This window comes from Mycobacterium sp. 1274756.6 (assembly GCF_001668625.1).
Lineage (GTDB): Bacteria > Actinomycetota > Actinomycetes > Mycobacteriales > Mycobacteriaceae > Mycobacterium.
This window is the reverse complement of sequence record NZ_LZLJ01000024.1, coordinates 1-26,518: the sequence shown is the minus strand read 5'-3', so window position 1 is coordinate 26,518 and position 26,518 is coordinate 1. Positions and strand designations below refer to the sequence as shown.

Sequence of the window (26,518 nt, the reverse complement as noted above, 5' to 3'; positions counted from 1 at the left end):
GGGAGCTGATCATCCAGCTGAACGCCGCGAGCAGCAGGATCAGCGTGCCGATGTTGGCGGAGTTCTTGGTGCGCGGGCTGACGATGAGCCTGCGCGACCGCGAGTTCATCCGCGCCGCCCGCTACATGGGGGTGTCCAGCCGGCGCATCATCACCGGCCACATCATCCCCAACGTCGCCTCCATCCTGATCATCGACACCGCCCTGAACGTGGCGGTGGCGATCCTGGCCGAGACCGGTTTGAGCTTCCTGGGCTTCGGCATCCAACCGCCCGACGTGTCGCTGGGCACCCTGATCGCCGACGGGACCGCCTCGGCGATCACCTTCCCGTGGGTGTTCCTCTTCCCGGCCGGGGTGCTCATCGTCATCCTGGTCTGCGCCAACCTCGCCGGCGACGGGCTGCGCGACGCCCTGGACCCGCAGAGCCTGACCCTGCGCCGGAGCCGGCGATGAGCCCGCTGCTTGAGGTCGGCGACCTCACGGTCACCTTCACCACCGACCACGAACGGGTGCCCGCGGTGCGCGGGGTCAGCTACCGCGTCGAACCCGGCGAGGTGGTGGCCATGGTCGGGGAATCCGGCTCGGGCAAATCCGCGGCGGCGATGGCCGTGATGGGCCTGCTGCCCGAACACACCGCGGTCACCGGCTCGGTGCGCCTGCACGGCAGCGAGCTGCTCGGCCGCGACGACCGGGCCCTATCGGCGGTGCGCGGCAAGCAGATCGGCATGGTCTTCCAGGACCCGATGTCGGCGCTGACCCCGGTCTACCCGGTCGGCGATCAGATCGCCGAAGCGATCCGCATCCACCAGCCCAGCACCGCCCGCGCGGCCGCGCGCCGCAAGGCGGTGGAGTTGCTGGAGTTGGTGGGCATCGCCCGGCCCGCCGAGCGCGCCCGCGCCTTCCCGCACGAACTCTCCGGCGGGGAGCGGCAGCGGGTGGTGATCGCGATCGCGATCGCCAACGACCCCGACCTGCTGATCTGCGACGAACCCACCACCGCGCTCGACGTCACCGTGCAGGCGCAGATCCTCGACGTGCTCAAGACCGCCCGCGATGTCACCGGCGCCGGGGTGCTGATCATCACCCACGATCTCGGTGTGGTCGCCGAGTTCGCCGACCGCGCCCTGGTGATGTACGCCGGGCGGGTCGTCGAGTCCGCCCCGGTGACGGCCCTCTACCGGGAGCGTCGGATGCCCTACACCGTCGGGCTGCTCGGTTCGGTGCCGCGCCTCGACGCCGCCCAGGGCACCCGGCTGGTGCCCATCCCGGGCGCTCCCCCGGCCCCGGCCGCCCTCGAACCCGGCTGCCCGTTCGCGCCGCGCTGTCCGCTGGCCACCGACGAATGCCGGGCCGCCGAACCGGATCTGCTGCCCGTCGGCACCGACCACCACGCCGCGTGCATCCACACCGACCGGGTCGCCGGGCACAGCGCCGCCCAGATCTACGGCGTCAGCGCCGAACCCGCCCCGCCGGCCGTCGACGACCCCGACGTGGTGGTGCGGGTGCGCGAGTTGGTCAAGACCTTCCCGCTGACCAAAGGCGTGCTGCTGCGCCGCACCGTCGGCGAGGTCCGCGCCGTCGACGGGGTCAGCTTCGCGCTGCGCGAGGGCCGGACCCTGGGCATCGTCGGCGAGTCGGGTTCGGGCAAATCCACCACGCTGCGCCAGATCCTGGAGCTGACGACACCGCAGGCGGGCACCATCGAGGTCCTCGGGGTCGACGTCGCGGGCCTCAACGGGTCACGCAGGCGCGCGCTGCGCCGCGACCTTCAAGTGGTGTTCCAGGACCCGGTGGCCTCGCTGGACCCGCGGTTGCCGATCTACGAGATCCTGGCTCAGCCGTTGCAGGCCAACGGCTTCGACAAACCCGCGATCCGGGCCCGGGTGGCCGAGCTGCTCGACATTGTCGGGCTGCGCCGCGCCGACGCCAGCCGCTACCCGGCGGAGTTCTCCGGCGGGCAGAAGCAGCGCATCGGCATCGCCCGGGCGCTGGCGCTGCAGCCGAAGATCCTCGCCCTCGACGAGCCGGTCTCCGCGCTCGACGTGTCCATCCAGGCCGGGATCATCAACCTGCTACTGGACCTGCAGCAGCAGTTCGGTTTGTCGTATCTGTTCGTCTCCCACGACCTTTCGGTGGTCAAGCACCTGGCCCACGATGTGGTCGTGCTGCACCGCGGCCGGGTCGTCGAACAGGGGCCGAGCACCGCGGTGTTCGACGCGCCGCGCGACGACTACACCCGCCGACTGCTGGCCGCGGTACCCCAACCCGATCCGACGCGAAGGAGCTGACCAAGTGCCGCTGTGCCGCATCGGTGCCCGACTCGCCGCCGTGCCGCTGGCTGCGACGCTGGTGTTGGCCGGCTGTTCGGGCGGCGAGCTCGCCGAGTTACCCAGCGGCTCAGCGGCCGTCGGCACCACCAGCGACATCAACCCGCAGGATCCCGCCACCCTGCGCGCCGGCGGCGACCTGCGCCTGTCGCTGAGCCAGTTCCCACCCAACTTCAACCCGCTGCACATCGACGGCAACCTGGCCGACAACGCCGCGATGCTCAAGGCGACCATGCCCCGGTCGTTCATCATCGAGCCCGACGGTTCGACCCGCGTCGACACCGACTACTTCACCGGCATCGAACTCACCGGCACCGACCCCCAGGTGGTCACCTACACGATCAACCCCCAAGCGGTGTGGTCCGACGGCACCCCGATCAGCTGGGAGGACATCGCCAGCCAGATCCATGCGCTCAGCGGCACCGATCCCCGCTTCGCCATCGCCAGCAAGTCCGGCGCCGACCGGGTCGCCTCGGTCACCCGGGGTGTCGACGACCGGCAGGCGGTGATGACCTTCGCCGAGCCGTACGCGGAGTGGCGGGGCATGTTCGCCGGCAACGGCATGCTGCTGCCCAAGAGCATGACCGCCACCCCGGAGGCGTTCAACGAAGCCCAACTACGCCATCCCGGGCCCTCGGCCGGCCCGTTCGTGGTGGCGTCGCTGGACCGGACCACCCAGCGGGTGGTGCTGACCCGCAACCCGCGCTGGTGGGGCCGCACCCCACGACTGGACTCGATCACCTACCTGGTGCTCGACCAGCCCGCGGTCATGCCCGCACTGCAGAACCACACCATCGACGCCGCCGGGATCTCCACCCTCGACCAGCTCACCATCGCCCGGCGCACCGAGGGCATCGCGATCCGTCGGGCGCCGACACCGACCTGGTATCACTTCACCTTCAACGGGGCGCCGGGATCGATCCTGGCCGACAAGGACCTGCGGCTGGCGATCGCCCGCGGCATCGACCGGGCCATGATCGCCAAAGTCACCCAGCGCGGCCTGACCACCGATCCGGTACCGCTGAACAACCACATCTACGTCGCGGGCCAGCAGGGCTACCGCGACAACAGCGCGATCGTCGCCTACGACCCGGAGCGCGCCAAACGGGACCTCGACGCCCTCGGGTGGACCATGCACGGCAAGTTCCGGCAGAAGGACGGCCGCACCCTGACGATCCGTCAGGTGCTCTACGACGCCCAGAGCACCAAGCAGTACGGTCAGGTGGCCCAGCACAGCCTGGCCCAGATCGGGGTCAAACTCGAACTCGACGCCAAGTCCGGCGGCAGTTTCTTCAGCGACTACATCAACGTCGGCGACTTCGACATCGCCCAGTTCGGCTGGGTCGGTGACGCTTTCCCGCTCGCCGGGCTGACCCAGATCTACGCCTCCTACGGGGAGGCCAACTTCGGCAAGATCGGCAGCCCCGAGATCGACCGCAAGATCGAGGAAACCCTGCTCACCGTGGACCCCGCGGTCGCCCGCGAGCGCGCCAACGAGCTCGACGAACTGCTGTGGGCCGAGGGATTCAGCCTGCCGATCATCCAGGTGCCCGGCAACGTCGCGGTGCGCAGCTCGCTGGCCAATTTCGGGGCGCCCGGGCTGGCGAGCATCGACTACACCGCGATCGGGTTCATGCGCGAGTAGCCTCAGCGGCCAGGTCGATGCGGTGCGCGTCGCCGATCCCGTGGTAGCGCTCCGGGGTGCAGGTGAGCACGATGACCTGTCCGCGGCTGGCGACGGTGTCGAAGACCTGGCTCATCTTGGCCAGCCGCTGCGGGTCGGTGAATCCCAGCGCGTCGTCGATGAGCACCGGGACGCTGTCTTCCTTGGCGACCAGCGCGGCGCCGGCCAGCCGGGTCAGGATGCCCAGTTGCTCCTTGGCGCCGCCGGACAGCGCCGCGTAGGGCACCGTGCAGCCGTCGAGGGTGCGGGAGACGATCCGCAGGTCGGTGTCGACGTCGACCTCGAAGCTGGACCCGAAGACCGGCCGGCCGAGGCGTTCGATCTCGGTGCGGAACGGTTCGACGTAGCGGCGCCGGGTGTCGTCGCGGTGCCGGCGCAGCACGGTGCGCAGCAACTCGGCGGCGCGGGCGCGCCGCCCGATGCGGGCGTACTCGTCGGCGGCATGGTCGCGTTCGGTTTCGGCGGCATCCCGTCTGCTGTGCCGCCCCTCGGTCCCCACCACCGCCAACTCCACGGCGATATCGCGCAACTCGGCGGCGATCCGCTGGTGTTCGTCGTCCAGGTGGCGCGCCGCGGCGACCGCGTTGTCCCGCTCGCCGAGCACCGTGTCGGGGTCCGCGGCAGCCAGTTGCCGGTTCAGCTCGGCGACCCGTTCGTCGGCCTCGCGCGCTGAGTGCTGGGCGTGTTCGGCGGTGGCTTCCAACGCGTCGTCGCCGGCCAGGTCTCGTGCGCTGGACAGCCGGGCGGTGGCCGCGGCCAGTTCCGCGCGGTGGGTGTCGATCTCGTTGGCCAGCACCGCCGCCCGTGTCGACCGCTCGCCGGCCAGCGCGGCGGCCTCGGCGGCCCGGCCTTGGAGCGCGGCCTGGCTCGCGGCGGTGCCCTCCCGGTCGGTTTCGGCGTCGGTCAGCGCGGCGCGTGCGGCGTCGATGTCGGTGGGCGATCCCGGCTCGGGGTCGGTCTGGTCGGCCCGCAGCCGGTCCAGCCGGGCCCGCAGCTGGTCGACCGGGTCGTCTCCGCAGAGGGCGTCGAACGTGGCGGTGAGCTGATCGCAGCGGCTCTGCAGCTCCCGGCGACGCTGGTCGGCCGCGCGGGCGGCGGCCAGATCGGTGACACCGCCCTCGGCCAGCGCCGCGGCGAGCCGCTGGCGCGCCGCGGTGGCGTCGTCCTGGGCGGTACGGGCGTCTGCGCCGGGCTCGACCCGCAGCGACAACACGCCCGGCACCTCCAGCCGGGTGGCGGCGGTGGCGGTGGTCGACCAGCTCTGCCCGGCCGCGACGGCCTGCCGCTCGCCTCCGACGTGGACTTCCAGGTCGGCGACGGCGGTGAACTGCAAGGTCGCCGAGACCGCGGTGAGGGCCGCTTCGGCGCGGTCGGCGGCCCCGGCGGCGTCCTCGATGCGGCGCAGCATCGTCTCGGTCATGGTGGCCGCGGCGAGCTCGGCGCGCAGGCTGTCCCGCTCCCGCGCGGTGGCCTCGATCCGGACCAGCCGTTCGGTCAGCCGGTCGGCTTCGAGCCGCTCGGTGAGCCGGTCCACAGTGCGCCGCGCGGCGCTCGCCCGGGCGTCGGCGGCGGCGAGTTGCGCGGCGCCCTCGGCGGCGGCTGCGGCGGCGGCCTCGGCGTCGCGCCGCGCCGTCGCCGCGGTCTCGGTGGCCTCGCTCAGTCGGGTCTGCAGGTCGCCGACCGCGGCCGCCCGCCGGTCGGCGTCGCTGATCAGGCGTTGCCGTTCGGTGTGGGCGGCCGCCGCGGTGGTGCAGGCCGAGGCGGCCGCTTCGGCGACCAACTCCGCGTCGCGCAGCGTGCCGGTCAGTTCGGCGACGGCGTCGGCGGCCGCGACCGCGGCGGCCTGGCGTTTCTCGGCGGCGCCCCGCTGGGCGGCCACCTCGGCCAGCGCCCCGGTGAGCTCGTCGTGGCGGCCGACCCGTTGATCGACCTCGGCTACCAGCGCCGCGCAGCGAGCCAGGTCGGCTTCGGCCTCCTCGAGCCGTTTGATCGCGCCCGCCCACACCCCGGTGGGCCGGCCGGTGGGGGTGAAATAGAGGCCGTATTCGTCGTCGATGCTTTCCATGAGCACCGGTTCCCCGCCGGCGAGGGCGGCGGCGTCACCGGCGGCCACGTCCAGCGCCCGGGAGAGCGCATCGCAGCCGGAGAGGTCGACCGCTGCGGTGGAGCCGGCCTGCAGCACCCGTTGGGCCTGCCACAGCTGAGTGTCGAGGGTTTCGGCGAGCATCGCGCAGACCCGTTCGTGGGCCTCGTCGCCGGTGCACTGTTCGCGGCGCGGCGCCGAGATGGTCAGCTCGGTCTCGGGGCGTTTGTGGAAACGTTTGCGGTAGACGAACCGGTATGGGCCGGTGCTGATCTCGGCGGTGACCTCGGTGGCGGCGTCGACGTGGGTCGGCTTGACCGCCTTGACGTCTTTGTTGCGGGAGCGGTCCTTGGCCTCCAACAGCAGGTCCAGCGCTTCGATCATCGAGGTCTTCCCGATCTCGTTGGCGCCGGCGACCACCACCACGCCCTGATCGGGGAACTCGATGTCGCGGTGGCTGATGCCGCGGTAGTTGGTCAGGACCAGCCGGTGCAATCTCATGCCGCACCCCGATCGCGGTCGACGAGCCGCAGCAGCAGCGCCAGTGCGGCCTGCGCGTCGTCGGCGGCCTGCGGGTCCGCGCCGCGGGCCTGGTCGACCAGTTCCTCGACCGCGGTGGCGGCGAACCCGCCCAACCCCAGGTCGTCGAACTCGCCGTCGGCCGGCAGCACCGCGAGGTCGGTGTGGCGCTCCCAGGGTTCCAGGCTGGCCAGCAGGCGCGAGTACCGCTCCAGGCAATCGTCGAGAGCGGCGCGGTCGGTGACGGTGAGCGCACCGGTCAACGCCCACCGGACCACGGTGCGGTCCTTGTCCGGCAGGCGGTCCAGTTCGGCGGCCAGCGCGGCGATGTCGGCGGCGGTGTCCACCCGACGGCGCAGGGTGTGGAACCGCCACCGGCCCACCCGGTGCGCCTCGACCGTCACACCGCGCCGCGGATCGGCGGTGTCGACGTCGACGACCAGCACATGACCCGGATCGGGTTCGATGTCGTCGAAGTTGGTGACCTCCGGGGAGCCGGAGTAGAACACCCGGCCGCTGGCGCCGACCGCGGTGCGGGAGTGCTTGTCCCCCAACGCGACATAGTGAACGACCCCGCGGGTCAGCGCATCCTCGATCGCCGCCGCGGCGATCAGCGCCGGGTTGGTGGGATCCGGGTCGAGGCTGTCCACCGCGCCGTGGGCGACCAGGATGCGGGTGGCGTCACCGGCCGGTTCGAGCCCGTCGAGCACCGCGGCGGCCAGGTCGGTGGTGGGGCGTTTGGACCGCCACGGCGCGGCAACCAACTCCACGCCCGGGGCCACCCGATGCACCCCGTCGCGGTCGAGTACGACGACGTTGTCCGGGCACTCCGCCTGGAACAGGCTGCTGGTGTACACCGACGCCGCATCCAGGGGATCGTGGTTGCCGGGCAGCAGGTAGATCGGCACGCCGGCGCGACGCATCGCCTCCAGTGACTGGCTGATGACCTGCGGAGCGAGGTGGTTGTGCTCGAAGACGTCCCCGGCGACCACGACGAATTCCGCGCCGGTGGCCGCGGCGAGTTCGCCCAGCCCGGCCACCGCGTCGCGTCGGGCCGCCGAGTACCGCGCCTGGGCGTCCTCGCCGAGCCGGCTCCGGGTCATCCCGAGTTGCCAGTCGGCGGTGTGCACGAACCGCATGCCGCTTCCTTCCCGTCGCCGCGAGTGTAGGACCGGGGGCCGACAACACCGGCTACGCCGCGCCGCACCGCGTGACGGCCGCGACGCTCGCCTACCGTGGCCGTCATGACCGAGTCCTCCCGCACCCTGGTGCTGCTGCGCCACGCCAAATCCGGCTACCCCGACGGCGTCGCCGACCACGCCCGGCCGCTGGCGCCGCGCGGCGTGCGGGAAGCCGGGCTGGCCGGGCAGTGGCTGCGCGCAAACCTGCCGCCGTTCGACGCGGTGCTGTGTTCGACGGCGACCCGCACCCGCCAGACCCTGGCGCGCACCGGCGTCGACGCGCCGGTGAGCTTCCGCGACCGGCTCTACGAGGCCGCCCCGGGCACCGTCATCGCCGAGATCAACACCGTCGCCGAGGAGGTCGGGGGGCTGTTGGTGATCGGACACGAACCGGCGATCTCCGCGGTCGCCGCCGGGTTGGCCGGGAACGCGGGCACCGACCGGGCCGCCCTGGCCCGGCTGTCGACGAAGTTCCCCACCTCGGCGATGGCGGTGCTGCAGGTGCCGTGCCGCTGGGACCGCCTCGAACTCGGCGCGGCGGCGCTCACCGATTTCCACATCCCGCGCTGAGCGCCGGGAAGTCGGCTGCCGGGGCGGCTCAGTAGTTGCGCGCCAGGGTGAGCTGCATCAACTTGAGGGCCTGCTCGCAGGCATCCACCCCGGGCACCTGCGGGTTGACCCACCAGCCCACCGCGCCCTGCGCGTCGCTGGCCACCCCGCACGAGCCGTTGGGGTCACCGGGGCGCATCACGATCGACTCGATGCCCTCGATGCGGCGTTCCTCGATCTGGTAGCCCAGGTCCTCGGCCACCTTGCGTTCGTTGTCGAGGCTGCCCTGCTCGAACCAATACCGGGTGATGTCCACCAGCCCCGAAGCGCCAGCGGCCTGCCAGCGGCAGATCGCGCCGACGAAAGTGCCCTGGATGTCGAGCGGGTCGGCGTCGACGGTTTTGGCCAGGATGTCCTCACCGAGCACGTCGCATTCCTTGAGCAGGTTCGGGAACTGCTGACGCGAATCGTCGTTGCGGGCCGAGTCGGCGATGCCGGCCTTGACCGCGGTGCCGTCGACGGTCCGCGAGCACCCGGCCAGCAGCGCCAGCACGGCCAGCAGCAGCACCGCCGCGCAGCGGCCGCGCCGGGCGGAGATCACGCCGGCGCTCACCGGGCGTTCGCAATCGTCTGGCTGGTCAGCTCCTCGGCGACCTCGCACGGGTCCGGATAGGGCTGCCGGTCGAAACTGACCGACCACTCGATGAAGTCGTCGTCGAACTGGATGCCGATCTCGCACAGGGAGTCACCGAGCATCGGCATGCTGCCGATCGCGACGAAGCCGTCGTAGCCGGCGATGTTGATGTCCTCGACGCTGGTCCGGGTCAGTTCCTCGGTCTTGCGTTCCCGGCCGATCGGGCTGCCGCGATACCAGGAGAACGAGAAGTGCGGCCCGATGATGCCGCCGTTGGCCAGCCACTGGCAGCCCACCGATGTCTGCGCGGTGTTCACCAGCCCGCTCACCTGGGTCAGCTCGGCGATGGTCTCGTCGCTGATCCCGCCGCACTGCGGAAACATCGGGCCGTGGGTGGCCGGCTGCGCGGTCGGCGACGGCGCCAGGGTCGGGGCGGCGGCGTCGTCGCTCGCGGACGTGCAACCGGCGGCCAGCGGCAGGACCATCGCGGCCGCCGCGGCCCACAGAATCGGGTTGGCTCGCACCGTCACGCACACCTGCCGCACATCACAGACTGCACTGTAGCCGCCCACCCGGCCGCTCTCAGCACACCACGCCTGACCAGGCAAAGCCCCGGCGATGTGCGACAGTTACCAGATGCTGCTGGCGTTGCTGCGCTGCCACATCCGGCCGTACCGCCGGCTGGTGGCGGCGCTGCTGGCGGTGCAGGCGGTCAGCTCGCTGGCCGCGCTGACGTTGCCGACGATCAACGCCGTGATCATCGACGAGGGCATCGCCAAGGGCGACACCGCGCTGATCGTGGAATACGGCGCGGCGATGCTGGCGGTGACCGCGGTTCAGGTGGTATGCGCGGTCGGGGCGGTCTACTTCGGCTCGAAGACCTCCACCGGTTTCGCCCGCGACCTGCGGCTGGCGGTGTTCGACCGGGTGCTGGGCTTCTCCGAGCCCGAGACCGCGCGCTTCGGGGCGCCGTCGCTGCTGACCCGCAGCACCAACGACATCCGCCAGATCCAGGTGCTGGTGCAGTTGATCTGCACGGTGTTGGTGACCGCGCCGATCATGAGCCTGGGCGGAATCGTCATGGCGTTGCGTCAGGACGTCGGGCTGGCCTGGCTGCTGGCGGTCAGCGTTCCACTGCTGGCGGTGGTCAACTTCGCGATCGTGTCACGGCTGCTGCCCACCTTCCGGCGCATGCAGGGCCTGATCGACAACGTCAACCGGGTGCTGCGCGACCAGCTCGCCGGCATCCGGGTGGTGCGCGCGCTGGCCCGCGAGCCCGCCGAGCGGGACCGCTTCGGCCGGGCCAACCGGGCCCTGTCCGAGGCCGCGTTGACCGCCAGCAATTGGCAGTCGCTGCTGTTGCCCGGCACCACGTTGGTGATCAACGCCTCGAGTGTCGCGCTGATCTGGTTCGGCGCCCAGCGCATCGACGCCGGGCACCTGCAGGTCGGGTCGCTGGTGGCGTTCCTGGCCTACTTCACCCAGATCCTGATGGCGGTGGTGATGGCCACCATGGTGGTCTCGGTGCTGCCGCGCGCCTCGGTCTGCGCCGAACGCATCGACGACGTCCTGTCGACCGGGACGGCGGTCACCAGCCCCGCTCGTCCCGTGTCGGCCGCGCCGATACGCGGCGCGATCCGGGTGGCGGCGGCCACGTTCCGCTATCCCGGCGCCGACCGCCCGGTAGTACAGGACATCTCGTTCACCGCGTCGCCGGGCAGCGTGACCGGCATCGTCGGCAGCACCGGCTCGGGCAAATCGACGCTGGTCGCGCTGATCTGCCGGCTGTACGACGTCACCGCCGGCGCGGTGCTCGTCGACGGCGTCGACGTGCGCGACCACGACCTGGAGCGGCTGTGGTCAGCGCTCGGGCTGGTCCCCCAACGCGGCTACCTGTTCTCCGGCACCGTCGCGGACAACCTGCGCCTCGGCGCGGCGCCGGGCCACGACGTCGACGAGGCACAGATGTGGGCGGCGCTGCGGGTGGCCGCCGCCGACGACTTCGTCGGCGCCCACCCCGACGGGCTGGGCATGCGGATCGCGCAGGGCGGGGCGAACCTCTCCGGCGGCCAGCGACAGCGGTTGGCGATCGCCCGCGCGGTGATCCGTCGGCCGCCGATCTACCTGTTCGACGACGCCTTCACCGCGCTGGACTCGCGCACCGATGCCCGCGTCCGGCAGGCCCTGCACGCCGTCGCCGCCGACGCGACGGTGATCGTGGTCGCCCAGCGCATCGCCACGGTGGCCGCCGCCGATCAGATCCTGGTGGTCGACGACGGTGCGCTCGTCGGCCGCGGAACACACGAGTCGCTGATGCGGGACTGCCCGCTCTACGCCGAGTTGGCCGATTCCCAGGCGGTCGGCGCCGGCGTGGGGGGCTCCCGGTGACCGCCGCGACCTCGGGGCTGCGCCAGCTAATGGCGGCCCCGCCCACCGCGTCGCGGGACTTCCTCGGCACCGCGAGGCGGGCGTTGCGGCGGCTGGCACCGCAGCGTGGGCACGCCACGATCGTGGTCGCGTTGTCGCTGGCGGGCATCGGCTTGGGGGTGGCCGGGCCGCGGATCCTCGGCCACGCCACCGACCTGCTGTTCAGCGGAGCCATCGGGCGCCGCCTGCCGGCCGGGTCGAGCCAGGAGCAGGCGATCGCGGCGGCCCGCGCTCGCGGGGACACCACGTTCGCCGACCTGCTCAGCGGCATGACGGTGACGCCGGGACGCGGCGTGGACTTCGGCGCGCTCACCCGCACGCTCGCGCTTGCCCTGGTGGTGTATCTGCTTGCCGCGCTGGCGGTCTGGCTGCAGGCGCGGGTGCTCAACGTGGTCACCCAGCGCACCCTGATGGCGTTGCGCACCGACGTGGAGGACAAGGTGCACCGGCTGCCGCTGGCCTATTTCGACGGCCGGCGCCGCGGCGAACTGCTCAGCCGGGTCACCAACGACGTCGACAACATCGCGACGACGCTGTCGATGACGCTCAACCAGTTGCTCAGCGCGCTGGTCACTGTGGTGGCGGTGCTGGCGATGATGGTGTCGATCTCGCCGTTGCTGGCCGCGATCACCGTCCTGGCCGTGCCGCTGTCGCTGCTGACCGTGCGTGCCATCACCCGGCGCTCGCAGCGGTTGTTCGCCGCGCAGTGGGCGGCGACCGGACGGCTCAACGCCCACATCGAGGAGACCTACAGCGGTTTCACGCTGGTGCGCACCTACGGTCACCGGGCCGCCGCGTTGGACCGCTTCCACCGCGAGAACGACGAGGTGTACCGCGCCGGTCTGGGGGCTCAACTGTTCTCCGGGCTGATCTCCCCCGCGGCGGGGTTCATCGGGAACCTCTCCTATGTCGCGGTGGCCGTGGTCGGCGGCCTGCAGGTGGCGACCGGGCAGGTCAGCCTCGGCAGCATTCAGGCGTTCATCGCCTACGTCCGTCAATTCAACCAGCCGCTGACCCAGCTGGCCGGACTGTACAACACTCTGCAATCCGGGATCGCGAGCGCTGAACGGGTTTTCGAGTTGCTCGACGAACCCGAGGAGGCGCCCGACCCGCCGGCCGGGCCGCCGAGCGCCGCCGTGGCGACCCCCGGGCGCGTCGAGTTCGAGCGGGTGCGGTTCGGCTACCGTCCGGACCGGATCGTCATCGACGACGTGTCGTTACGGGTCGACGCCGGCGCCACGGTGGCGATCGTGGGTCCCACCGGCGCGGGCAAGACCACGCTGGTCAACCTGCTGATGCGCTTCTACGACGTCGACGCCGGCCGGATCCTGCTCGACGGCACCGACATCGCGACGATGAGCCGCCGGCAACTGCGGTCGCGGATCGGCATGGTGCTGCAGGACACCTGGCTGTTCGACGGGACCATCGCCGAGAACATCGCCTACGGACGTCCCGGCGCCACCCACGAGGACGTGGTGGCCGCCGCCCGCGCCGCCCGCGTCGACGCGTTCGTGCGCTCACTGCCCGACGGCTACGCCACCCGGGTGACCAACGACGGCGGCACCCTCAGCGCCGGCGAGAAGCAGTTGATCACCATCGCCCGGACCCTCCTGGCCGACCCGCCGCTGCTGATCCTCGACGAGGCGACCAGTTCGGTCGACAGCCGAACCGAGCTGCTGATCCAGCGCGCCCTGGCCGAGTTGCGCCGTGACCGCACCGGATTCGTGATCGCCCACCGGCTGTCCACCATCCGCGACGCGGACCTCATCGTCGTGCTGGACGCCGGGCGCATCGTCGAACAGGGCACCCACACCGAGCTGGTGGCGCGCCGCGGCGTCTACTACCGGATGAGCCGGTCGTGACCGATTCGCCGGTCACACCTCCAGGCGCAGCACCTCGCTGACCGGGTGGCGCGGCGTCGGCGGCGGCGTCGCCTCGAGCTGCGGCGCCACCCCGATGCGGACCAGCACCTGCGGCAGACCGGTTCCCCCGATGAGGGTGCGCACCATCTCCCGACTGGTCGGCACCTCGGTGAGATGGGTCAGCGGGCAGGTCGCCAGGCCCAGCCGGGTGCAGGCCAGCAGCACCGCCGAGAGCGCCTCCCCACAGGCCAGCGCCTCGGCGCGGCTGTCGCCTTCGGTGGACAGCACCAGGATCGCGGCGCGGTCCTCGGTGATGTCGCTGCGGCGGTTGCCGGCGCGGGTCACCGGGAAGTTGCGTCCGACGTCGACCCGGTCGCTCTCGGCGGCCGACACCAGGGAACTCTGCGGAATGCCGTCGGCGACGTCGAACGGTGCGGTCCACCAGTCGAGTTCGGCGTGATACTCGCGGTCGTAGAGCCGCAACCACTCGCTGAGCTGGGAAGCCTCGGCCACATTCGGGCGGGCGTCGTCGGCCAGGACATCGACGCGCACCGACTCGGAGTCGACGGCCTCGAACAGCACCGGTTCGACGAGCGGCCAGTTCGGCGGCGCCGCGAACGGCAGCCGGTCGGTGCGCCGCAACAGGATCGCGTCGGCGCACCGACGTGCCGCCTCGTCGACGGTGTCGGCCACGTCGAAGGTGATGCTGGCCAGGTGGTGCGGGTTGTTGGGGTTGGGGAAGCGCTGGATGACCGCGCGCCATCCGGCCACCGCCAGCGCCACCCGCAGATGATCCAGCGCCGCCCCGCACGACATCAGCGCCTCCCGGCCGGTCTCGTCGGTGTAGACCGCGCGGCTGGGGTCGAGGAACAGGTGCAGGCCGGCGTGGTCGCGCACCCATTTCCAGGGTTGGCTGTTGTGCAGCGACGGGGCGCGGCAGGCCAACGCGACCGCATCCTTGATGACCTCGTTGTTGACCAGCGCCGCGGCTGCGGCCGGGGTTTGCGCCGTTGATGTCACGCTCGACCTCCCTTGTCCTTGCTCAAGGTTCGCCCAGCGTGGCGGGGCGCACCAGGGTCCTTCGGCCCTGATTGCCGGTGTGGGGGTTCAGCCCGGCGACTCGGCGCGACGGACCCGGAACAGTTTGACTTCGCCGCTGATTCCTTTGAGCCGGCGCGCCCCGGCGAACGACCAGCGGAATCCCGGCTCGCCGGGGTCGCCTGGCCGGGTCTCGCCGGCTTCGTCGTCGGGGGCGTCGGCGTCGGAGGCTCGGTCGTTGATGGCTCGGTCGTCGGAGGCTCGGTCGTTGAAGGCTCGGTCGTTGAAGGCTCGGTCGTTGACGGCGTCGTCGAAGGCGTCGTCGATGGCGTCGCGGACCGCGTCGGTGACCAGCACCGAACCGGGGCGGGCCACCCCGGTCACCCGGCTGGCCAGGTTGACCGGAGCGCCGAACCAGTCCCCGGCCCGGCTGACCGCCGGGCCGGTCGCCGCACCGGCCCGCAACCGCAGGAAATCGTCTGCGCTGTCGGCGAGTTCGACCAGCCGCAGCAGCGCGTCCAGCAGCGGCTCCGGGCGCAGGCAGACCAGCATGACCGCGTCGCCGATGGTCTTGACGAACCGGATCGGCGGCACCGCCACCTGCCGACCCAGCTCGGCGAGCCGGTTGGCCAGCTGCTCCAGATCCTCCGGCGGGACCTCCTCACCGAACCGGGTGAACCCGACCAGGTCGGCGAAGGCGACGGTGACCTCCCGGGCACCCGGCAGCGCCGAGCCCGCGGACCGTTCCCGGGCGTTGACCGCCTCGGTCTCCATCATGTGCCGCAGCTGGACCAGCAGGATGTCCTCGACCAGCGGGCCCAACAGCGGCACGATCCGGCTGACCAGGGCCTGGGACCGCTGGGCGATCTGCAGTTCGGTGACGCCGGGTTCGAGTACAGCCGCCAGCGCGGTGTAGCGCATCACCTCCGCGGTGGTCGCCAAGCCGTCGGCGAGCACCCGCGCCACCATCACCAGGTTGTCGGGGTCCAGGCCCAGATCGAGGAAGCCCTTGATCCCGGCGGCCGCGTCGGCGTCGGCGCGCATGTGCACCGCGGCGTCGGGGTCGTCGACCCCGGCCAGACCGACCGCGCGCTGCATGCGCTGCAGCAGCTCCAGGTCCAGGCCGTGGCGGGTGGCGGTCTCGCGCGCCGAGACGTAGGTGCCGTCGTCGCCGACGACCCGGCGGGTCGCCAACAGGAAGGGCGGCGTGGCGGTGTTGCGGATCTCCTCGACCGAGACGCCCTGGTCGAGTAGCCAGTCGATCAGTTCGGCGCGTTCGGCGCGGGCCGGCCCCTCGAGGCCGTCGAGCAGTTCCGTTATCCGGGCGTCGGTCACCACGTCAACGTAGGCGAGCGCCGTCGGGCTGTCGACGGTTCGGCGGTCAGGCCCCCGCGGGCCGGCGTTGCGCCCACGGGCGGGCGGCCTCGATCTGGGCGCTGAGCGCCAGCAGGGTCGCCTCGTCGTACGGGCGTCCGACGAGCTGGATCGACAGCGGCAGCCCGTCGCGGTCCAGGCTCCACGGCAGCACCGCGGCCGGCTGGCCGGTGAGGTTCCACACCGGCTGGTAGGGAACCCGGCGGGCGGCCAGCAGCAGGGTGCTCACGGCGCCGCGGCGCTGGTAGGCGCCGATACGCGGCGGGCCCGCCGCGGTGCCGGGGGTGATCACGACGTCGACGTCGTCGAAGATCGCCTGGATGCGCGCGGCCACGGCCGGCTCCCGGTCGCGCAGCGCGCGGATCCGCCGATCGGAGAACAGTCCGCCCAACCGGGACAGGGTTCGGCTGCGTCGCTCGAGTTGGTCGGGGTGGGCCAGCAGACCGGCGTCGTCGTGGATCCCGCGCAGATAGCGGGGCAGGTAGTCGCTGATCGCCACCGCCGGCGGGTAGTCCGGGTCCGCGCGCACCACCTGGTGGCCGAGCTCGGTCAGCAACGCGCCGGCGGCGGCGAGCGCGTCGCGCTGCGCGGCGCCGGGACGGGCGGCCAGTGGCGGCGGGACCTTGGTGCTCAACGCGATCCGCAGCCGGCCCGGGTCGCGGCGGGCCGCGGTGCTGAACTCCGCCGGCGCGGCACCGCTGGCCGCGGTGATGTCGAGGAACAGGGCGGCGTCGGCCACCGTGCGGGTCATCGGGCCGTTGACGTTGAGCCCCTGCCAGGAGTCCTCGTACGGGTCCAGCGGCACCCGGTCGCGCTGCGGTTTGAGTCCGTAGAGTCCGCACCAGGCCGACGGGATCCGGATCGAGCCGCCGCCGTCGGAACCCAGCGCCAGCGGCGCGAGCCCGGCGGCCACGGCGGCGCCGCTGCCGCCGCTGCTTCCGCCGGGGCTGCGGCCCAGATCCCACGGGTTGCGGGTGGCGCCGAAGGTCAGTGACTCGGTGAACGGGTGGGCCATCAACTCCGGCACGGCGGTCTTGCCGATGATGACCGCCCCGGCGTCGCGCAGGAGTTGGACCACCCGGCCGTCCGCGGTGACCGCGGGACCGTGCGCGCTGGTGCCGAAGGTCGTGGCCTCCCCCGCGACGTCGATGTTGTCCTTGATCGCGACCGGAACACCCAGCAGCGGCAGCCGCTCCCCGGCGTCGATGCGGTCCTGCGCGGCGGCCGCCTCGCTGCGGGCGGTCTCGGCGAGCACTACCCGGTAGGCGCGCAGTTGCGGGTCGAGGCGGGCGATGCGTTCCAGGTAGAGCTCGAGCAACGCGGGGGCGGTGAGGCGTCCGGTCGCCAGCAGCTGTGCCTGTTCCGTTGCGCCCGCGAAGGCGAGATCCACCGCGTCCATGCTCCCCAGCGTAGGGGCCGGGTGCCCGGCCCCCTAACCCTTCGGAGCCGCGCCGCGCGCCGCGGCGGGTGCGCTAGCGTTCCGTTATGTCTTGCGTGTTCTGCGCCGTGGCCGCCGGGCAGGCCCCGGCCATCCGGATCCACGAGGACGACGACTTCCTCGCCATCCTCGACATCCGGCCGTTCACCCGGGGGCACACGCTGGTGATCCCCAAGGTCCACACGGTGGATCTGACCGACACCCCGCCGGAGACGCTGGCCGGGATGATCACGCTCGGACAGCGGATCGCCCGGGCGTCCCGCGCCTCGGGGTTGCACGCCGACGGCAACAACATCGCGATCAACGACGGTCGGGCGGCGTTCCAAAGCGTCTTCCACATCCATCTGCACGTGGTGCCGCGCCGCAGCGGTGACCGGCTCGCGTTCGTCAAGGGGATGCTGGTGCGGCGCGACCCGGACCGCGAACAGACCGGGCGGATTCTGCGGGAGGCGCTGGCGCTACCGGAGCCCGATCGACCAGACTGAGTGCCATGGGTATCGTGCAGCGCCTCGAAGAGCACGTCGTACCCGCCTTGCTGCGGGTGCACAACACGGTCTACATCCGCTCCGGCGGTCGGGTGGGGCACCGGTTGTTCCCCGGGGTGGCGCCGAACCTGTTGCTGCACACCACCGGTGCCCGCACCGGTAAGCCCCGCACCACGTCGCTGTCCTACGCCCGGGACGGCGGCGATTATCTGATCGTGGCGTCCAAGGGCGGCGATCCGAAGGCGCCGGGCTGGTATCACAACCTGAAGGCCGATCCGAACGTCGAGATCAACGTCGGCCCGAAGCGCTTCCCGGTCACCGCCGCCCCGGTTCTCCCCGGCGACGACGACTACCCGCGGCTGTGGCGCATCGTCAACGACAACAACGGCGACCGCTACACCGCCTATCAGCACCGCACCGCCCGGCCGATCCCGGTGGTGGTGCTCTCCCCGCGGTGACGTCCGCACGCCGCGGAACGCTGACCGGCGCGCCGAGCGTGTCGTGACTGCGAATCCGGCGCCGGATCTTCGCAGTGGGTGCACGCTCGGTGCGTAGTCGTTAGAGCAACTCCTTGGCCAGCAGCTCCAGGGTGGCTTCACGGCCCGGGCTGGTCGCCGGGTCGGTGCCGCGGCGCACCGAGGCGACCGGGTTGATCATCACCTCGTCGACGTCGAATTCGGCGGCCAGCGACCGCATCTGCTCGGCGGCTTCGTCCGGGGTGCCGACGACCGCGCGGGCCAGCCCGCTTTCCACCAGCTTCTGCTGGGCGGCGCTGAGCCGGGCCTGGCGGGCCTCCTCGACCAGCTCCAACGCGCCCAGCGGTTCGCCGGTGCGCAGCCGCGCCATCATGTTCAGGTTGGGCCGGATGAGCTCTTCGGCCTCGCCGCGGCTGGGGGCGACCGCGGCGTTGACGGTCAGGAACGTGACCGGTTCGGCGGCCAACTCGCTGGGCCGGAATTCGCTGCGGTAGAGCTGCAGTGCCTCCACGGTGCCCCGTCCGGAGAAGTGGTGGGCGAAGACGTACGGCAAGCCCTTGGCGGCGGCCAGCCGCGCCGAGTACAGCGACGAGCCGAGCAGCCACAGCCGCGGCTCCCCCACCGCCTCGGGGGTGGCGCGCAGCGTGTAGTCGCGGTCGGGGATGGCCACCCGGACACCGCGCGGGCTCATCATCGCCCGGACGTGATCCAGGTAGTCGGGGAAGTTCTCGACGTCCTGGTGCAGGGCCGCGCTGTCCCGCCCGCTCCAGCCGCGCAGCGCCATCGAGGTCACCGGGTCCGAGCCGGGTGCCCGCCCGATGCCCAGGTCGATGCGGCCCGGCGCGGCCGCCTCCAGCAACGCGAACTGTTCGGCCACCGCCAGCGGCGCGTGGTTGGGCAGCATCACCCCGCCGGATCCCAGCCGCAGCCGGCTGGTCTGGCCGGCCAGGTAGCCGAGCACGACCGGCGGGCTGGTGGCCGCCACCGACGGCATGTTGTGGTGCTCGGCGACCCAGTAGCGGGTGTAGCCGAGGCGGTCGGCGGTCTGCGCCAGCCGCACCGTAGCCGCCAGCGCGTCCGCGGTGGTCTGGTCGGTCCGCACCGGGATCAGATCGAGAACAGAGAGACGCACGGTTGTCTACAACCCCTTTCCGCGTCGGGAGCTTCCCGCCAGCTCGGCCGCGCGGGCGAAGACGTCGTCGAGCATCGCCGGGGTCAGCCGGCCGGTGAACATGTTCTGCTGGCTGGGGTGGAAACACCCCAGCAGCCACACCCCGGTCGCCAGCTCGACGGCGGCGCCGTGGCCGAACCGCGGCCTGGGTTTGATCGTCAGCGCCTCCCCGACCATGCGCAGCGCGACCTGCCACGCGAACCCGCCCAGGACGACGATCACCCGCGCGTGCGGGGCCAGCAGCCGCCATTCGGCGTCCAGCCACGGCGCGCAGGTGGTGCGCTCGACGGTGGTGGGCGCGTTGCCCGGTGGGGCGCAGTGCACCGGGGCCACGATCCGGACCAGTTCGGTGTGCAGGCCGTCGGCGGCATCGACGCTGGTCGGCTGGTTGACCAGGCCCGCGCGGTGCAACGCCGCGTAGAGCTGGTCACCGGAGCGGTCGCCGGTGAACATCCGTCCGGTCCGGTTGGCGCCGTGGGCCGCCGGCGCCAGCCCGAGAACCACGATCCGCGGGCGCCGCGCCCCCCAGCTGGGCACCGGGCGACCCCAGTACGGCTGGTCGGCGAACGCGCGGCGCTTCTCCGCCGCCACCGTCTCGCGCCACTCCACCAGCCGGGGGCAGGCCCGGCAGACGCTCACCGCGGCGTCGAGGTCGTCGACGGTGGCCGCGGCGGCGGCCAGCTCCGCGACCGCGGCGGCGTCGCCGGCCACCGGGGTGCTCGCGTCGGCCGGGTCGCCCGGCCAGCCCGTGCCGGGGGTGACCGGGGAGTCGAACGGCCGGCCGGTACGAGGATGCGGGAGCACACCCCCATCGTGCCCGCCGGGATCCGGGTCCGGTGAGCGGGTCACCGTACGATCAGGCCATGAGCGCTGACGTGCTGGCCGAGTTGGTGGCGTCGCTGCCCGAACGGACGGTGGTGACCGACCCGGCGATCCTCGAGGGCTACCGCCAGGATCGCGCCGCGGACCCGACGGCGGGGGTGCCGCTGGCGGTGGTGCGCCCGCAGTGCACCGAGGAGGTGCAGACCGTCGTGCGCTGGGCCGGCGCCCACCGGATTGCGGTGGTCACCCGCGGGGCCGGCACCGGGCTCTCCGGCGGCGCCACCGCGCTCGACGGCGGCATCGTGTTGTCGACCGAGAAGATGCGCGAGATCACCATCGATCCGATCACCCGGGTCGCGGTGTGTCAGCCCGGGCTGCTCAACGCCGAGGTCAAGCAGGCCGCCGCCGAGCACGGGCTGTGGTACCCGCCGGACCCCTCGTCGTTCGAGATCTGCAGCATCGGCGGCAACATCGCCACCAACGCCGGCGGATTGTGCTGCGTGAAATACGGTGTTACCACCGACTATGTGCTCGGGCTGCAGGTGGTCCTCGCCGACGGCACCGCGGTGCGGCTCGGCGGCCCGCGCCTGAAAGACGTCGCCGGGCTGCCGCTGACCAAGCTGTTCGTCGGCAGTGAGGGCACGCTCGGGGTCATCACCGAGGTGACGTTGCGGCTGCTGCCCGCGCAGCATCCGTCCAGCGTCGTGGTCGCCACGTTCGCCTCGGTGCAGGCCGCGGCCGAGGCGGTGCTCGGGGTCACCGCGAAGATCCGCCCGTCGATGCTGGAGTTCATGGACGCCGCCGCGATCAACGCGGTCGAGGACAAGCTGCGGATGGGCCTGGATCGCGACGCCGCGGCGTTGGTGCTCGGCGGCTCCGACGAGCGGGGGTCCTCGGCCGCCGACGACATCGCGTTGATGGCCGACGTCTTCGCCGCGCACGGCGCCAAAGAGGTGTTCTCCACCGACGATCCCGACGAGGGTGAGGCGTTCGTGGCCGCGCGCCGGTTCTGCATCCCCGCGGTGGAGGCCACCGGATCGCTGCTGCTCGAGGACGTCGGCGTCCCGGTGCCCGCCCTGGCGGATCTGGTCACCGGGATCGAGCGGATCGCGGCGGACAACGCGGTGACGATCTCGGTGATCGCCCATGCCGGCGACGGCAACACCCACCCGCTGATCGTCTACGACCCGGCAGACCCGGAGAACACCCGCCGCGCGCAGCTCGCCTACGGCCAGATCATGGACCTGGCGATCGAGCTCGGCGGCACCATCACCGGTGAACACGGGGTCGGCCGGTTGAAGCAGCCGTGGCTGGCCGACCAGATCGGCGCCGACGCGGTGGCGTTGAACCACCGGATCAAGGCGGCGCTGGATCCGGCCGGGATCCTCAACCCGGGCGCCGCCATCTGAGGCATTGACATAGCTGTCTTCGCGTCGTATCCATAAGACATGACGACAAGTTTGTCTCACAGCCTGCCGCCGGCTTTCCAACTCTTCGACGCCGACACCTGGGCCAACCCGTGGCCGGCCTACCGCGCCCTGCGCGACCACGACCCGGTCCACCACATGGTTCCCGCCGACCGCCCCGACCACGACTATTACGTGCTCTCCCGGCACCACGACGTCTGGGAGGCCGCCCGCGACCACGAGACGTTCTCCTCCGCGCAGGGCCTGACCGTCACCTACGGCGATATGGCGATGATCGGCCTGCAGGACAACCCGCCGATGGTGATGCAGGACCCGCCGGGCCACACCCAGTTCCGCAAACTCGTCGCCCGCGGATTCACCCCCGGACGCGTCGCGGCACTCGAGCCGCAGGTGCGCCGGTTCGTCGTCGAACGCATCGAGCGGCTGCGCAGCGCCGGCGGCGGCGACATCGTCGCCGAGTTGTTCAAGCCGCTGCCGTCGCTGGTGGTCGCCCACTTCCTCGGCGTCCCCGAACAGGACCGCGACCGGTTCGACCGGTGGACCGATGCGATCGTCGCCGCCAACACCACCGCAGGCGGGGTGGCCACCGCGACCGATGCGCTCGGCGAGATGATGGGCTACTTCACCGAACTCATCCAGCGGCGTCGCACCGACCTGGGCGAGGACACCGTCTCGCACCTGATCGCCGGGGGCGTCGGCGCCGATGACGACGACGCCGCAGGGGTGTTCGCGATCCTGGCGTTCGCCTTCACGATGGTCACCGGCGGCAACGACACCACCACCGGGCTGCTCGGTGGATCCGCGCAACTGCTGCACCGCCACCCCGATCAGCGAAAGCTGTTGGTGGACAACCCGGCCGCGATCCGCGACGCCGTCGAGGAACTGCTGCGCCTCACCTCACCGGTGCAGGGCTTGTGCCGCACCGCCACCCGGGACGTCACGATCGAGGGCACCACGATCCCGGCTGGCCGCAAGGTGTTGCTGCTGTACGGCTCGGCCAACCGCGACGAGCGGCGGTTCGGCCCCGACGCCGAGGACCTCGACGTGCAGCGCCGACCCACCCAGATCCTCAGCTTCGGATACGGCGCCCACCACTGCATCGGCAACCAGGCGGCGCGCATGCAGTCCCGGGTCGCGCTGGAGGAACTGCTGTCCCACTGCCCGGAATTCGGCATCGACGAAGCCGGCATCCGTTGGGCCGGAGGCAGCTATGTGCGCCGGCCGCTGACGGTGCCGTTCACCGCGGGCCCATGACGGCGCGCCGCGACTGGCTCGCCGAGCGCCGTAGCGAGGTGGCCGCCGAACGCATTCTCGACGCGGCCGGCGAGCTGTTCACCGAGCACGAGCCGAGCTCGATCGGCATGGCCGAGATCGCGCGGGCCGCGGGCTGTTCCCGCGCGACGCTCTACCGCTACTTCGAGAACCGGGAGGCGCTGCACCGCGCCTACGTGCACCGCGAGGCCCGGGCGGTCAACCGTGCGCTGACCGCACGCCTCGCCGGTGTCGAGGACCCGCGCGAGCGCCTGATCACCGGGATCACCGCGGGCATCGCGACCGTGCGCGAAAACCCCGCGCTGGCCGCCTGGTTCGGGCGGACCGACCCGCTCGGCGGTGAGCTGGCCGACCGCTCGGAGGTGATCACCGAGATGGTGGCCGCCTTCGTCAGCCGGCTGGGCGCGGAGATCGACGCCGACACCGCGCGACGGCGGGCCCGGTGGGTGGTGCGGGTGATGACATCGCTGCTGGTGTTCCCGGGCCGCGACAGCGCCGACGAGGCCGCGCTGATCGAGGAGTTCGTCGCGCCGGCGGTGCTGCCCGCGGTGGCCGACCGCGACGCCCGCTGACCGGAGCCGATCAGCGGAAGTCGGTGTAGCGGTGCAGCAGCCACGACAGTGGAATGGTCGGCACCAGCGTCACCACGAACAGCGCCCACATCGAGCCGGTGTAGACCGGCCACTGCAACACCTCGACCATGACCACTTCCATCAGGACCATGTGGATCAGGAAGATCTCGTAGGAGATCTCCCCGAGCCACACCATCGGTCTGCTGGCCAGCAGGCGCGCGTACCAGCCGTCGTCGCCCAGCGCCAGCGGGGCGACCGCCAGGGCGGCGATCACCGCATAGAACGCCGCTTTGACCAGCGCCTCGCTCAGTTCCCGCGGCGAGGTGGTGGGCTCCCCGCCGATCGGGGTGGAGACGATGAGGTAGCACACCGCGATCAGGGGAAGGACCGCGAATCCGTAGGCGCGCACGCCCATCGCCTGCAGCACCGCCAACGCCATTCCCGCGACGAACCAGGCCAGGTAGGCCGGTGGCCACAGCCGCGCACCGTCGGGCAGCCAGTCGACCGTGTGCACCAGCACCAGCCATGCCGGGGTGATCGCCGCCAGCCCGGCGAGCCCGGCCAGCAGCAGCCCGGGACGCCACTGCCCGCGGCACAGCAGCGTCAGCAGCAGATAGGCCAGCAGCGGCAACAGAATGTAGAAGCCGACCTCGACCGCCAGGCTCCACATCTGGGTCAGGCCCTGATGCAGGTAGGAGAACATGTAGTTGTCGGTGTAGATCTGGGTCAGCGTGAGGTTGCGCAGCAACCCCTCCCAGGTGTGGCCGGGGTTGGGCCCGGCCGTGCGGTAGTGGTAGACGAGGTAGGCGGCCAGCACGGTGACCACATAGGCGGGCATGATGCGGCGGATGCGGTGCCGGGTGTAGCGGCGCAGCGACGGGGCCGGCCGATCGTGCAGCGCGGACTGCACCCAGCGGCGGAACAGCAGGAACCCGGAGAGCACGAAGAAGATCGGCACCCCGATCTCCATCCGTGAGCCGAGCAGGCCCAGATAGCCCTGCGGGTACTTTCCGGTTGTGTAGGCGGCATGGGTACCGACCACCAAAAGCGCTGCGACGGCGCGGATCCCGGTGAGCGACTCGACCCGGTAGACCTGCGGCGGTCGTGTCGCGGTGGGCTGAGCCACCGTCATCCGGACCGGTTCCGGCGCGGCGGGCGATCCGGCTGCAGGTTGATCAGCACCCCGGAGATGCGGGTCTTCTCCAGCGCCTTGAGCGTGGCGCGCGGCAGTTTGGCGGGCAGCTCGACCAGCGAGAAGTCTCCGCGGATGCTGATGTGCCCGAAGTCGCTGCGGTCCAGCCCGCCCTCGTTGGCGATGGCGCCGACGATCGAGCCGGGACCGACCTTGTGCCGTTTGCCCACCGCGATGCGGTAGGTCGCGAACCGCTTGTCGCCGCGCGGGCCGCCCTTGCGGGCACCCTTCCGGTCGTCGCGCCCCGGTTTGCGGTCGGCGCGCTCGCGCCGCTTTTCGGGGGGCGGTTCGACCATGAGGAACTCTTCGCCGTTGCGGGACTGCAGCGCCAGCGCCGCGGCGATGTCGGCCATCGGGACGTCGTGGTCGCGCTCGTACTCCTCGACCATGCTGCGGAACACGTCGAGCCCGGCCGCCGAGAGGGTGTCGGTGATCGAGTCGCGGAACTTGGCGACCCGCTGGGCGTTGACGTCCTCGACGGTGGGCAGTTCGGCTTCGGTCAGCTTCTGCCGGGTGGCCCGTTCGATCGCCTTGAGCAGGTGGCGTTCCCGCGGGGAGACGAACAGCAGCGCGTTGCCCGACCGGCCCGCCCGGCCGGTGCGGCCGATCCGGTGGACGTAGGACTCGGTGTCGTTGGGGATGTCGTAGTTGAGGACGTGGGAGATCCGTTCGACGTCGAGTCCGCGGGCCGCCACGTCGGTGGCCACCAGGATGTCCAGCGAGCCGTCCTTGAGGGCGGCGATGGTCCGCTCCCGCTGGCCCTGCGGGATGTCGCCGTTGATGGCGGCGGCGGCCAGGCCGCGGGCGCGCAGCTTCTCCGCGACCTCCTCGGTGGCCTGCTTGGTCCGGACGAACACGATCATCGCCTCGAACGGCTCGACCTCCAGCACCCGGGTCAGCGCGTCCATCTTGCGGGGCCCGGCCACCTGGATGTAGCGCTGGGTGATGTTCTCGGCCGTCGCGGTCTGGGCCTCGACGGCGACCTCGACCGGATCGTGCAGGTATTGGGCGGTGATCTTGCTGATCGCCGGCGGCATCGTGGCGGAGAACAACGCCACCTGCTTGTGCTCGGGGGTGTCGGCGAGGATGCGTTCGACGTCCTCGGCGAAGCCCATCTGCAGCATCTCGTCGGCCTCGTCGAGCACCAGATAGTCCACCCCGGACAGGTCCAGGGTGCCGCGTTCCAGGTGGTCGATGACCCGGCCCGGGGTGCCGACGACCACGTGCGCCCCGCGGCGGAGTCCGGCCAGCTGGACCGCGTAGGAGGACCCGCCGTAGATCGGCAGCACGTTCAGCCGCGGCAGGTGCGCGCCGTAGCGACTGAACGCCTCGGCGACCTGCAACGCCAGTTCCCGCGTCGGCGCCAGCACCAGTGCCTGGGTGGCGGAGCGGCCGGTGTCGATCTTGGACAGGATCGGGGTGGCGAACGCCGCCGTCTTCCCGGTGCCGGTCTGGGCCAGGCCCACCACGTCGGACCCGGCCAGCAGGGCCGGGATGGTGGCCGCCTGGATCGCCGAGGGCGCCTCGTAGCCGACGTCGAGGACGGCCTGCAGCACCGCGGGATGCAGCTGCAGGTCGGCGAAGGTCGGGTCGGCGTCGTCCGGGGAGCTCATAGCGAGTAGCAGTCTACGGGCAACCCGGTCGCCGACCACGCCGAGCGCAGCGCCGGATCGACGCACGTCGCCGCGCCCGCCGGGCGGTGCGCGCCGGGCTGTGGCGGGCGCCACTGCCGGCGTCGGCCCGGCCTACCGGCGTCGCCCGCCGCCGGCCGGTACGGTGCCCGATGTGTTGTGGACGGGCAGGCGTGAACATCGTGTTTCCGCGGTGGCGGTGGCGGTGCTGGCCGCTGCCGCGGTCGCCGGGTGCGGCTCGGGAGACTCCACCGTCGCCAAGACACCGCCGCCCCCCGCCGTGCAACTCCCTCCCCCGGCTGCCGAACCGCCACCGCGGAAACACGATGTTCACGCCTGCCCGTCCACAACACAT

The 26,518-nt window shown here is 71.9% G+C and carries 21 protein-coding genes and 1 pseudogene; 11 read left to right on the top strand and 11 right to left on the bottom strand.

The window, feature by feature from the left end; genetic code table 11:
• The 3 genes from A5643_RS03460 to A5643_RS03450 all read left to right on the top strand — a co-directional run.
• On the top strand, window positions 1–452 hold a 452-nt coding region (locus A5643_RS03460), incomplete at its 5' end, for an ABC transporter permease (RefSeq protein WP_231995433.1).
• Complete coding sequence (locus A5643_RS03455) at window positions 449–2,287, top strand: dipeptide ABC transporter ATP-binding protein (protein WP_066851969.1); 1,839 nt, start codon at window positions 449–451, stop codon at window positions 2,285–2,287. The genes A5643_RS03460 and A5643_RS03455, both read left to right, overlap by 4 nt.
• 10 nt (window positions 2,288–2,297) lie before the next feature.
• A complete protein-coding gene (locus tag A5643_RS03450; protein ID WP_066851980.1) occupies window positions 2,298–3,971 on the top strand; it encodes an ABC transporter family substrate-binding protein in 1,674 nt (557 codons plus the stop codon).
• Here A5643_RS03450 and A5643_RS03445 read toward each other — a convergent pair.
• Window positions 3,958–6,594, bottom strand: a complete 2,637-nt coding sequence (locus tag A5643_RS03445) for an AAA family ATPase (RefSeq protein WP_066851968.1) — start codon at window positions 6,592–6,594, stop codon at window positions 3,958–3,960. The genes A5643_RS03450 and A5643_RS03445 overlap by 14 nt on opposite strands.
• Window positions 6,591–7,751, bottom strand: a complete 1,161-nt coding sequence (locus tag A5643_RS03440; protein ID WP_066851966.1) for a metallophosphoesterase family protein — start codon at window positions 7,749–7,751, stop codon at window positions 6,591–6,593. The genes A5643_RS03445 and A5643_RS03440 overlap by 4 nt, the downstream gene beginning before the upstream one ends.
• 105 nt (window positions 7,752–7,856) lie before the next feature.
• Here A5643_RS03440 and A5643_RS03435 point away from each other — a divergent pair, with 105 nt between their 5' ends.
• Window positions 7,857–8,363 carry a SixA phosphatase family protein gene (locus A5643_RS03435; RefSeq protein ID WP_066851979.1) on the top strand — a complete coding sequence of 169 codons (507 nt, stop codon included), beginning with the start codon at window positions 7,857–7,859 and terminating at the stop codon, window positions 8,361–8,363.
• A gap of 28 nt (window positions 8,364–8,391) precedes the next feature.
• Here the strand turns inward: A5643_RS03435 and A5643_RS03430 are convergent, their stop codons facing one another.
• Entirely contained in the window at window positions 8,392–8,955 is a 564-nt protein-coding gene (locus A5643_RS03430; RefSeq protein ID WP_231995432.1) for a DUF3558 domain-containing protein, read from the bottom strand.
• A complete protein-coding gene (locus A5643_RS03425) occupies window positions 8,952–9,461 on the bottom strand; it encodes a DUF3558 domain-containing protein (RefSeq protein ID WP_066851978.1) in 510 nt (169 codons plus the stop codon). The genes A5643_RS03430 and A5643_RS03425 overlap by 4 nt, the downstream gene beginning before the upstream one ends.
• Before the next feature lie 151 nt (window positions 9,462–9,612).
• Between A5643_RS03425 and A5643_RS03420 the strand changes: the two genes are divergently transcribed.
• The gene (locus A5643_RS03420) at window positions 9,613–11,364 is read left to right on the top strand and encodes an ABC transporter ATP-binding protein (RefSeq protein WP_066851975.1); all 1,752 of its coding nucleotides are present in this window, start codon (window positions 9,613–9,615) and stop codon (window positions 11,362–11,364) included.
• A gap of 29 nt (window positions 11,365–11,393) precedes the next feature.
• The gene (locus A5643_RS03415; RefSeq protein WP_066851973.1) at window positions 11,394–13,265 is read left to right on the top strand and encodes an ABC transporter ATP-binding protein; all 1,872 of its coding nucleotides are present in this window, start codon (window positions 11,394–11,396) and stop codon (window positions 13,263–13,265) included.
• A 12-nt stretch (window positions 13,266–13,277) separates the two neighbouring features.
• On the opposite strand, the gene A5643_RS03410 is transcribed toward A5643_RS03415, so the two are convergent.
• The 3 genes and pseudogenes from A5643_RS03410 to A5643_RS03400 all read right to left on the bottom strand — a co-directional run bounded on the left by A5643_RS03410 (window position 13,278) and on the right by A5643_RS03400 (window position 17,076).
• Entirely contained in the window at window positions 13,278–14,285 is a 1,008-nt protein-coding gene (locus tag A5643_RS03410) for an Acg family FMN-binding oxidoreductase (protein ID WP_231995431.1), read from the bottom strand.
• Window positions 14,286–14,390: 105 nt separating this feature from the next.
• Window positions 14,391–15,641: pseudogene (locus tag A5643_RS03405) on the bottom strand (adenylate/guanylate cyclase domain-containing protein); the annotation flags it as partial.
• A 43-nt stretch (window positions 15,642–15,684) separates the two neighbouring features.
• Window positions 15,685–17,076 carry an amidase gene (locus A5643_RS03400; RefSeq protein ID WP_066851962.1) on the bottom strand — a complete coding sequence of 464 codons (1,392 nt, stop codon included), beginning with the start codon at window positions 17,074–17,076 and terminating at the stop codon, window positions 15,685–15,687.
• An 86-nt stretch (window positions 17,077–17,162) separates the two neighbouring features.
• On the opposite strand from A5643_RS03400, the gene A5643_RS03395 reads away from it, so the two are divergent.
• Together A5643_RS03395 and A5643_RS03390 are read left to right on the top strand one after the other, a co-directional pair.
• The gene (locus tag A5643_RS03395; RefSeq protein ID WP_066851959.1) at window positions 17,163–17,600 is read left to right on the top strand and encodes an HIT family protein; all 438 of its coding nucleotides are present in this window, start codon (window positions 17,163–17,165) and stop codon (window positions 17,598–17,600) included.
• Window positions 17,601–17,605: 5 nt separating this feature from the next.
• Window positions 17,606–18,058: a nitroreductase family deazaflavin-dependent oxidoreductase gene (locus A5643_RS03390; protein WP_066851957.1), complete on the top strand. Its 453-nt coding sequence runs from the start codon at window positions 17,606–17,608 to the stop codon at window positions 18,056–18,058.
• Between the two features lie 100 nt (window positions 18,059–18,158).
• Here A5643_RS03390 and A5643_RS03385 read toward each other — a convergent pair whose 3' ends face one another.
• On the bottom strand, window positions 18,159–19,208 hold the full coding sequence (locus A5643_RS03385) for an LLM class flavin-dependent oxidoreductase (RefSeq protein WP_066851955.1): 1,050 nt from the start codon (window positions 19,206–19,208) through the stop codon (window positions 18,159–18,161).
• Between the two features lie 6 nt (window positions 19,209–19,214).
• Entirely contained in the window at window positions 19,215–20,051 is an 837-nt protein-coding gene (locus A5643_RS03380) for a uracil-DNA glycosylase (protein ID WP_066851953.1), read from the bottom strand.
• 59 nt (window positions 20,052–20,110) lie between these two features.
• Between A5643_RS03380 and A5643_RS03375 the strand changes: the two genes are divergently transcribed.
• Genes A5643_RS03375 through A5643_RS03365 form a run of 3 tightly spaced genes read left to right on the top strand, consistent with a single transcriptional unit; the run spans window position 20,111 to window position 23,340 of the window.
• Window positions 20,111–21,478: an FAD-binding oxidoreductase gene (locus tag A5643_RS03375; RefSeq protein WP_066851951.1), complete on the top strand. Its 1,368-nt coding sequence runs from the start codon at window positions 20,111–20,113 to the stop codon at window positions 21,476–21,478.
• A 39-nt stretch (window positions 21,479–21,517) separates the two neighbouring features.
• Window positions 21,518–22,750 (top strand): cytochrome P450, encoded by a 1,233-nt coding sequence (locus tag A5643_RS03370; RefSeq protein WP_082948700.1) that lies wholly within the window; start codon window positions 21,518–21,520, stop codon window positions 22,748–22,750.
• The gene (locus A5643_RS03365; protein WP_066851948.1) at window positions 22,747–23,340 is read left to right on the top strand and encodes a TetR/AcrR family transcriptional regulator; all 594 of its coding nucleotides are present in this window, start codon (window positions 22,747–22,749) and stop codon (window positions 23,338–23,340) included. Before A5643_RS03370 ends, A5643_RS03365 begins: the two co-directional genes overlap by 4 nt.
• A 10-nt stretch (window positions 23,341–23,350) precedes the next feature.
• Here A5643_RS03365 and A5643_RS03360 read toward each other — a convergent pair whose 3' ends face one another.
• The gene (locus A5643_RS03360; RefSeq protein ID WP_066851946.1) at window positions 23,351–24,472 is read right to left on the bottom strand and encodes an acyltransferase family protein; all 1,122 of its coding nucleotides are present in this window, start codon (window positions 24,470–24,472) and stop codon (window positions 23,351–23,353) included.
• The gene (locus A5643_RS03355; RefSeq protein ID WP_066851944.1) at window positions 24,469–26,145 is read right to left on the bottom strand and encodes a DEAD/DEAH box helicase; all 1,677 of its coding nucleotides are present in this window, start codon (window positions 26,143–26,145) and stop codon (window positions 24,469–24,471) included. Before A5643_RS03355 ends, A5643_RS03360 begins: the two co-directional genes overlap by 4 nt.
• Window positions 26,146–26,518: the final 373 nt, after the last annotated feature.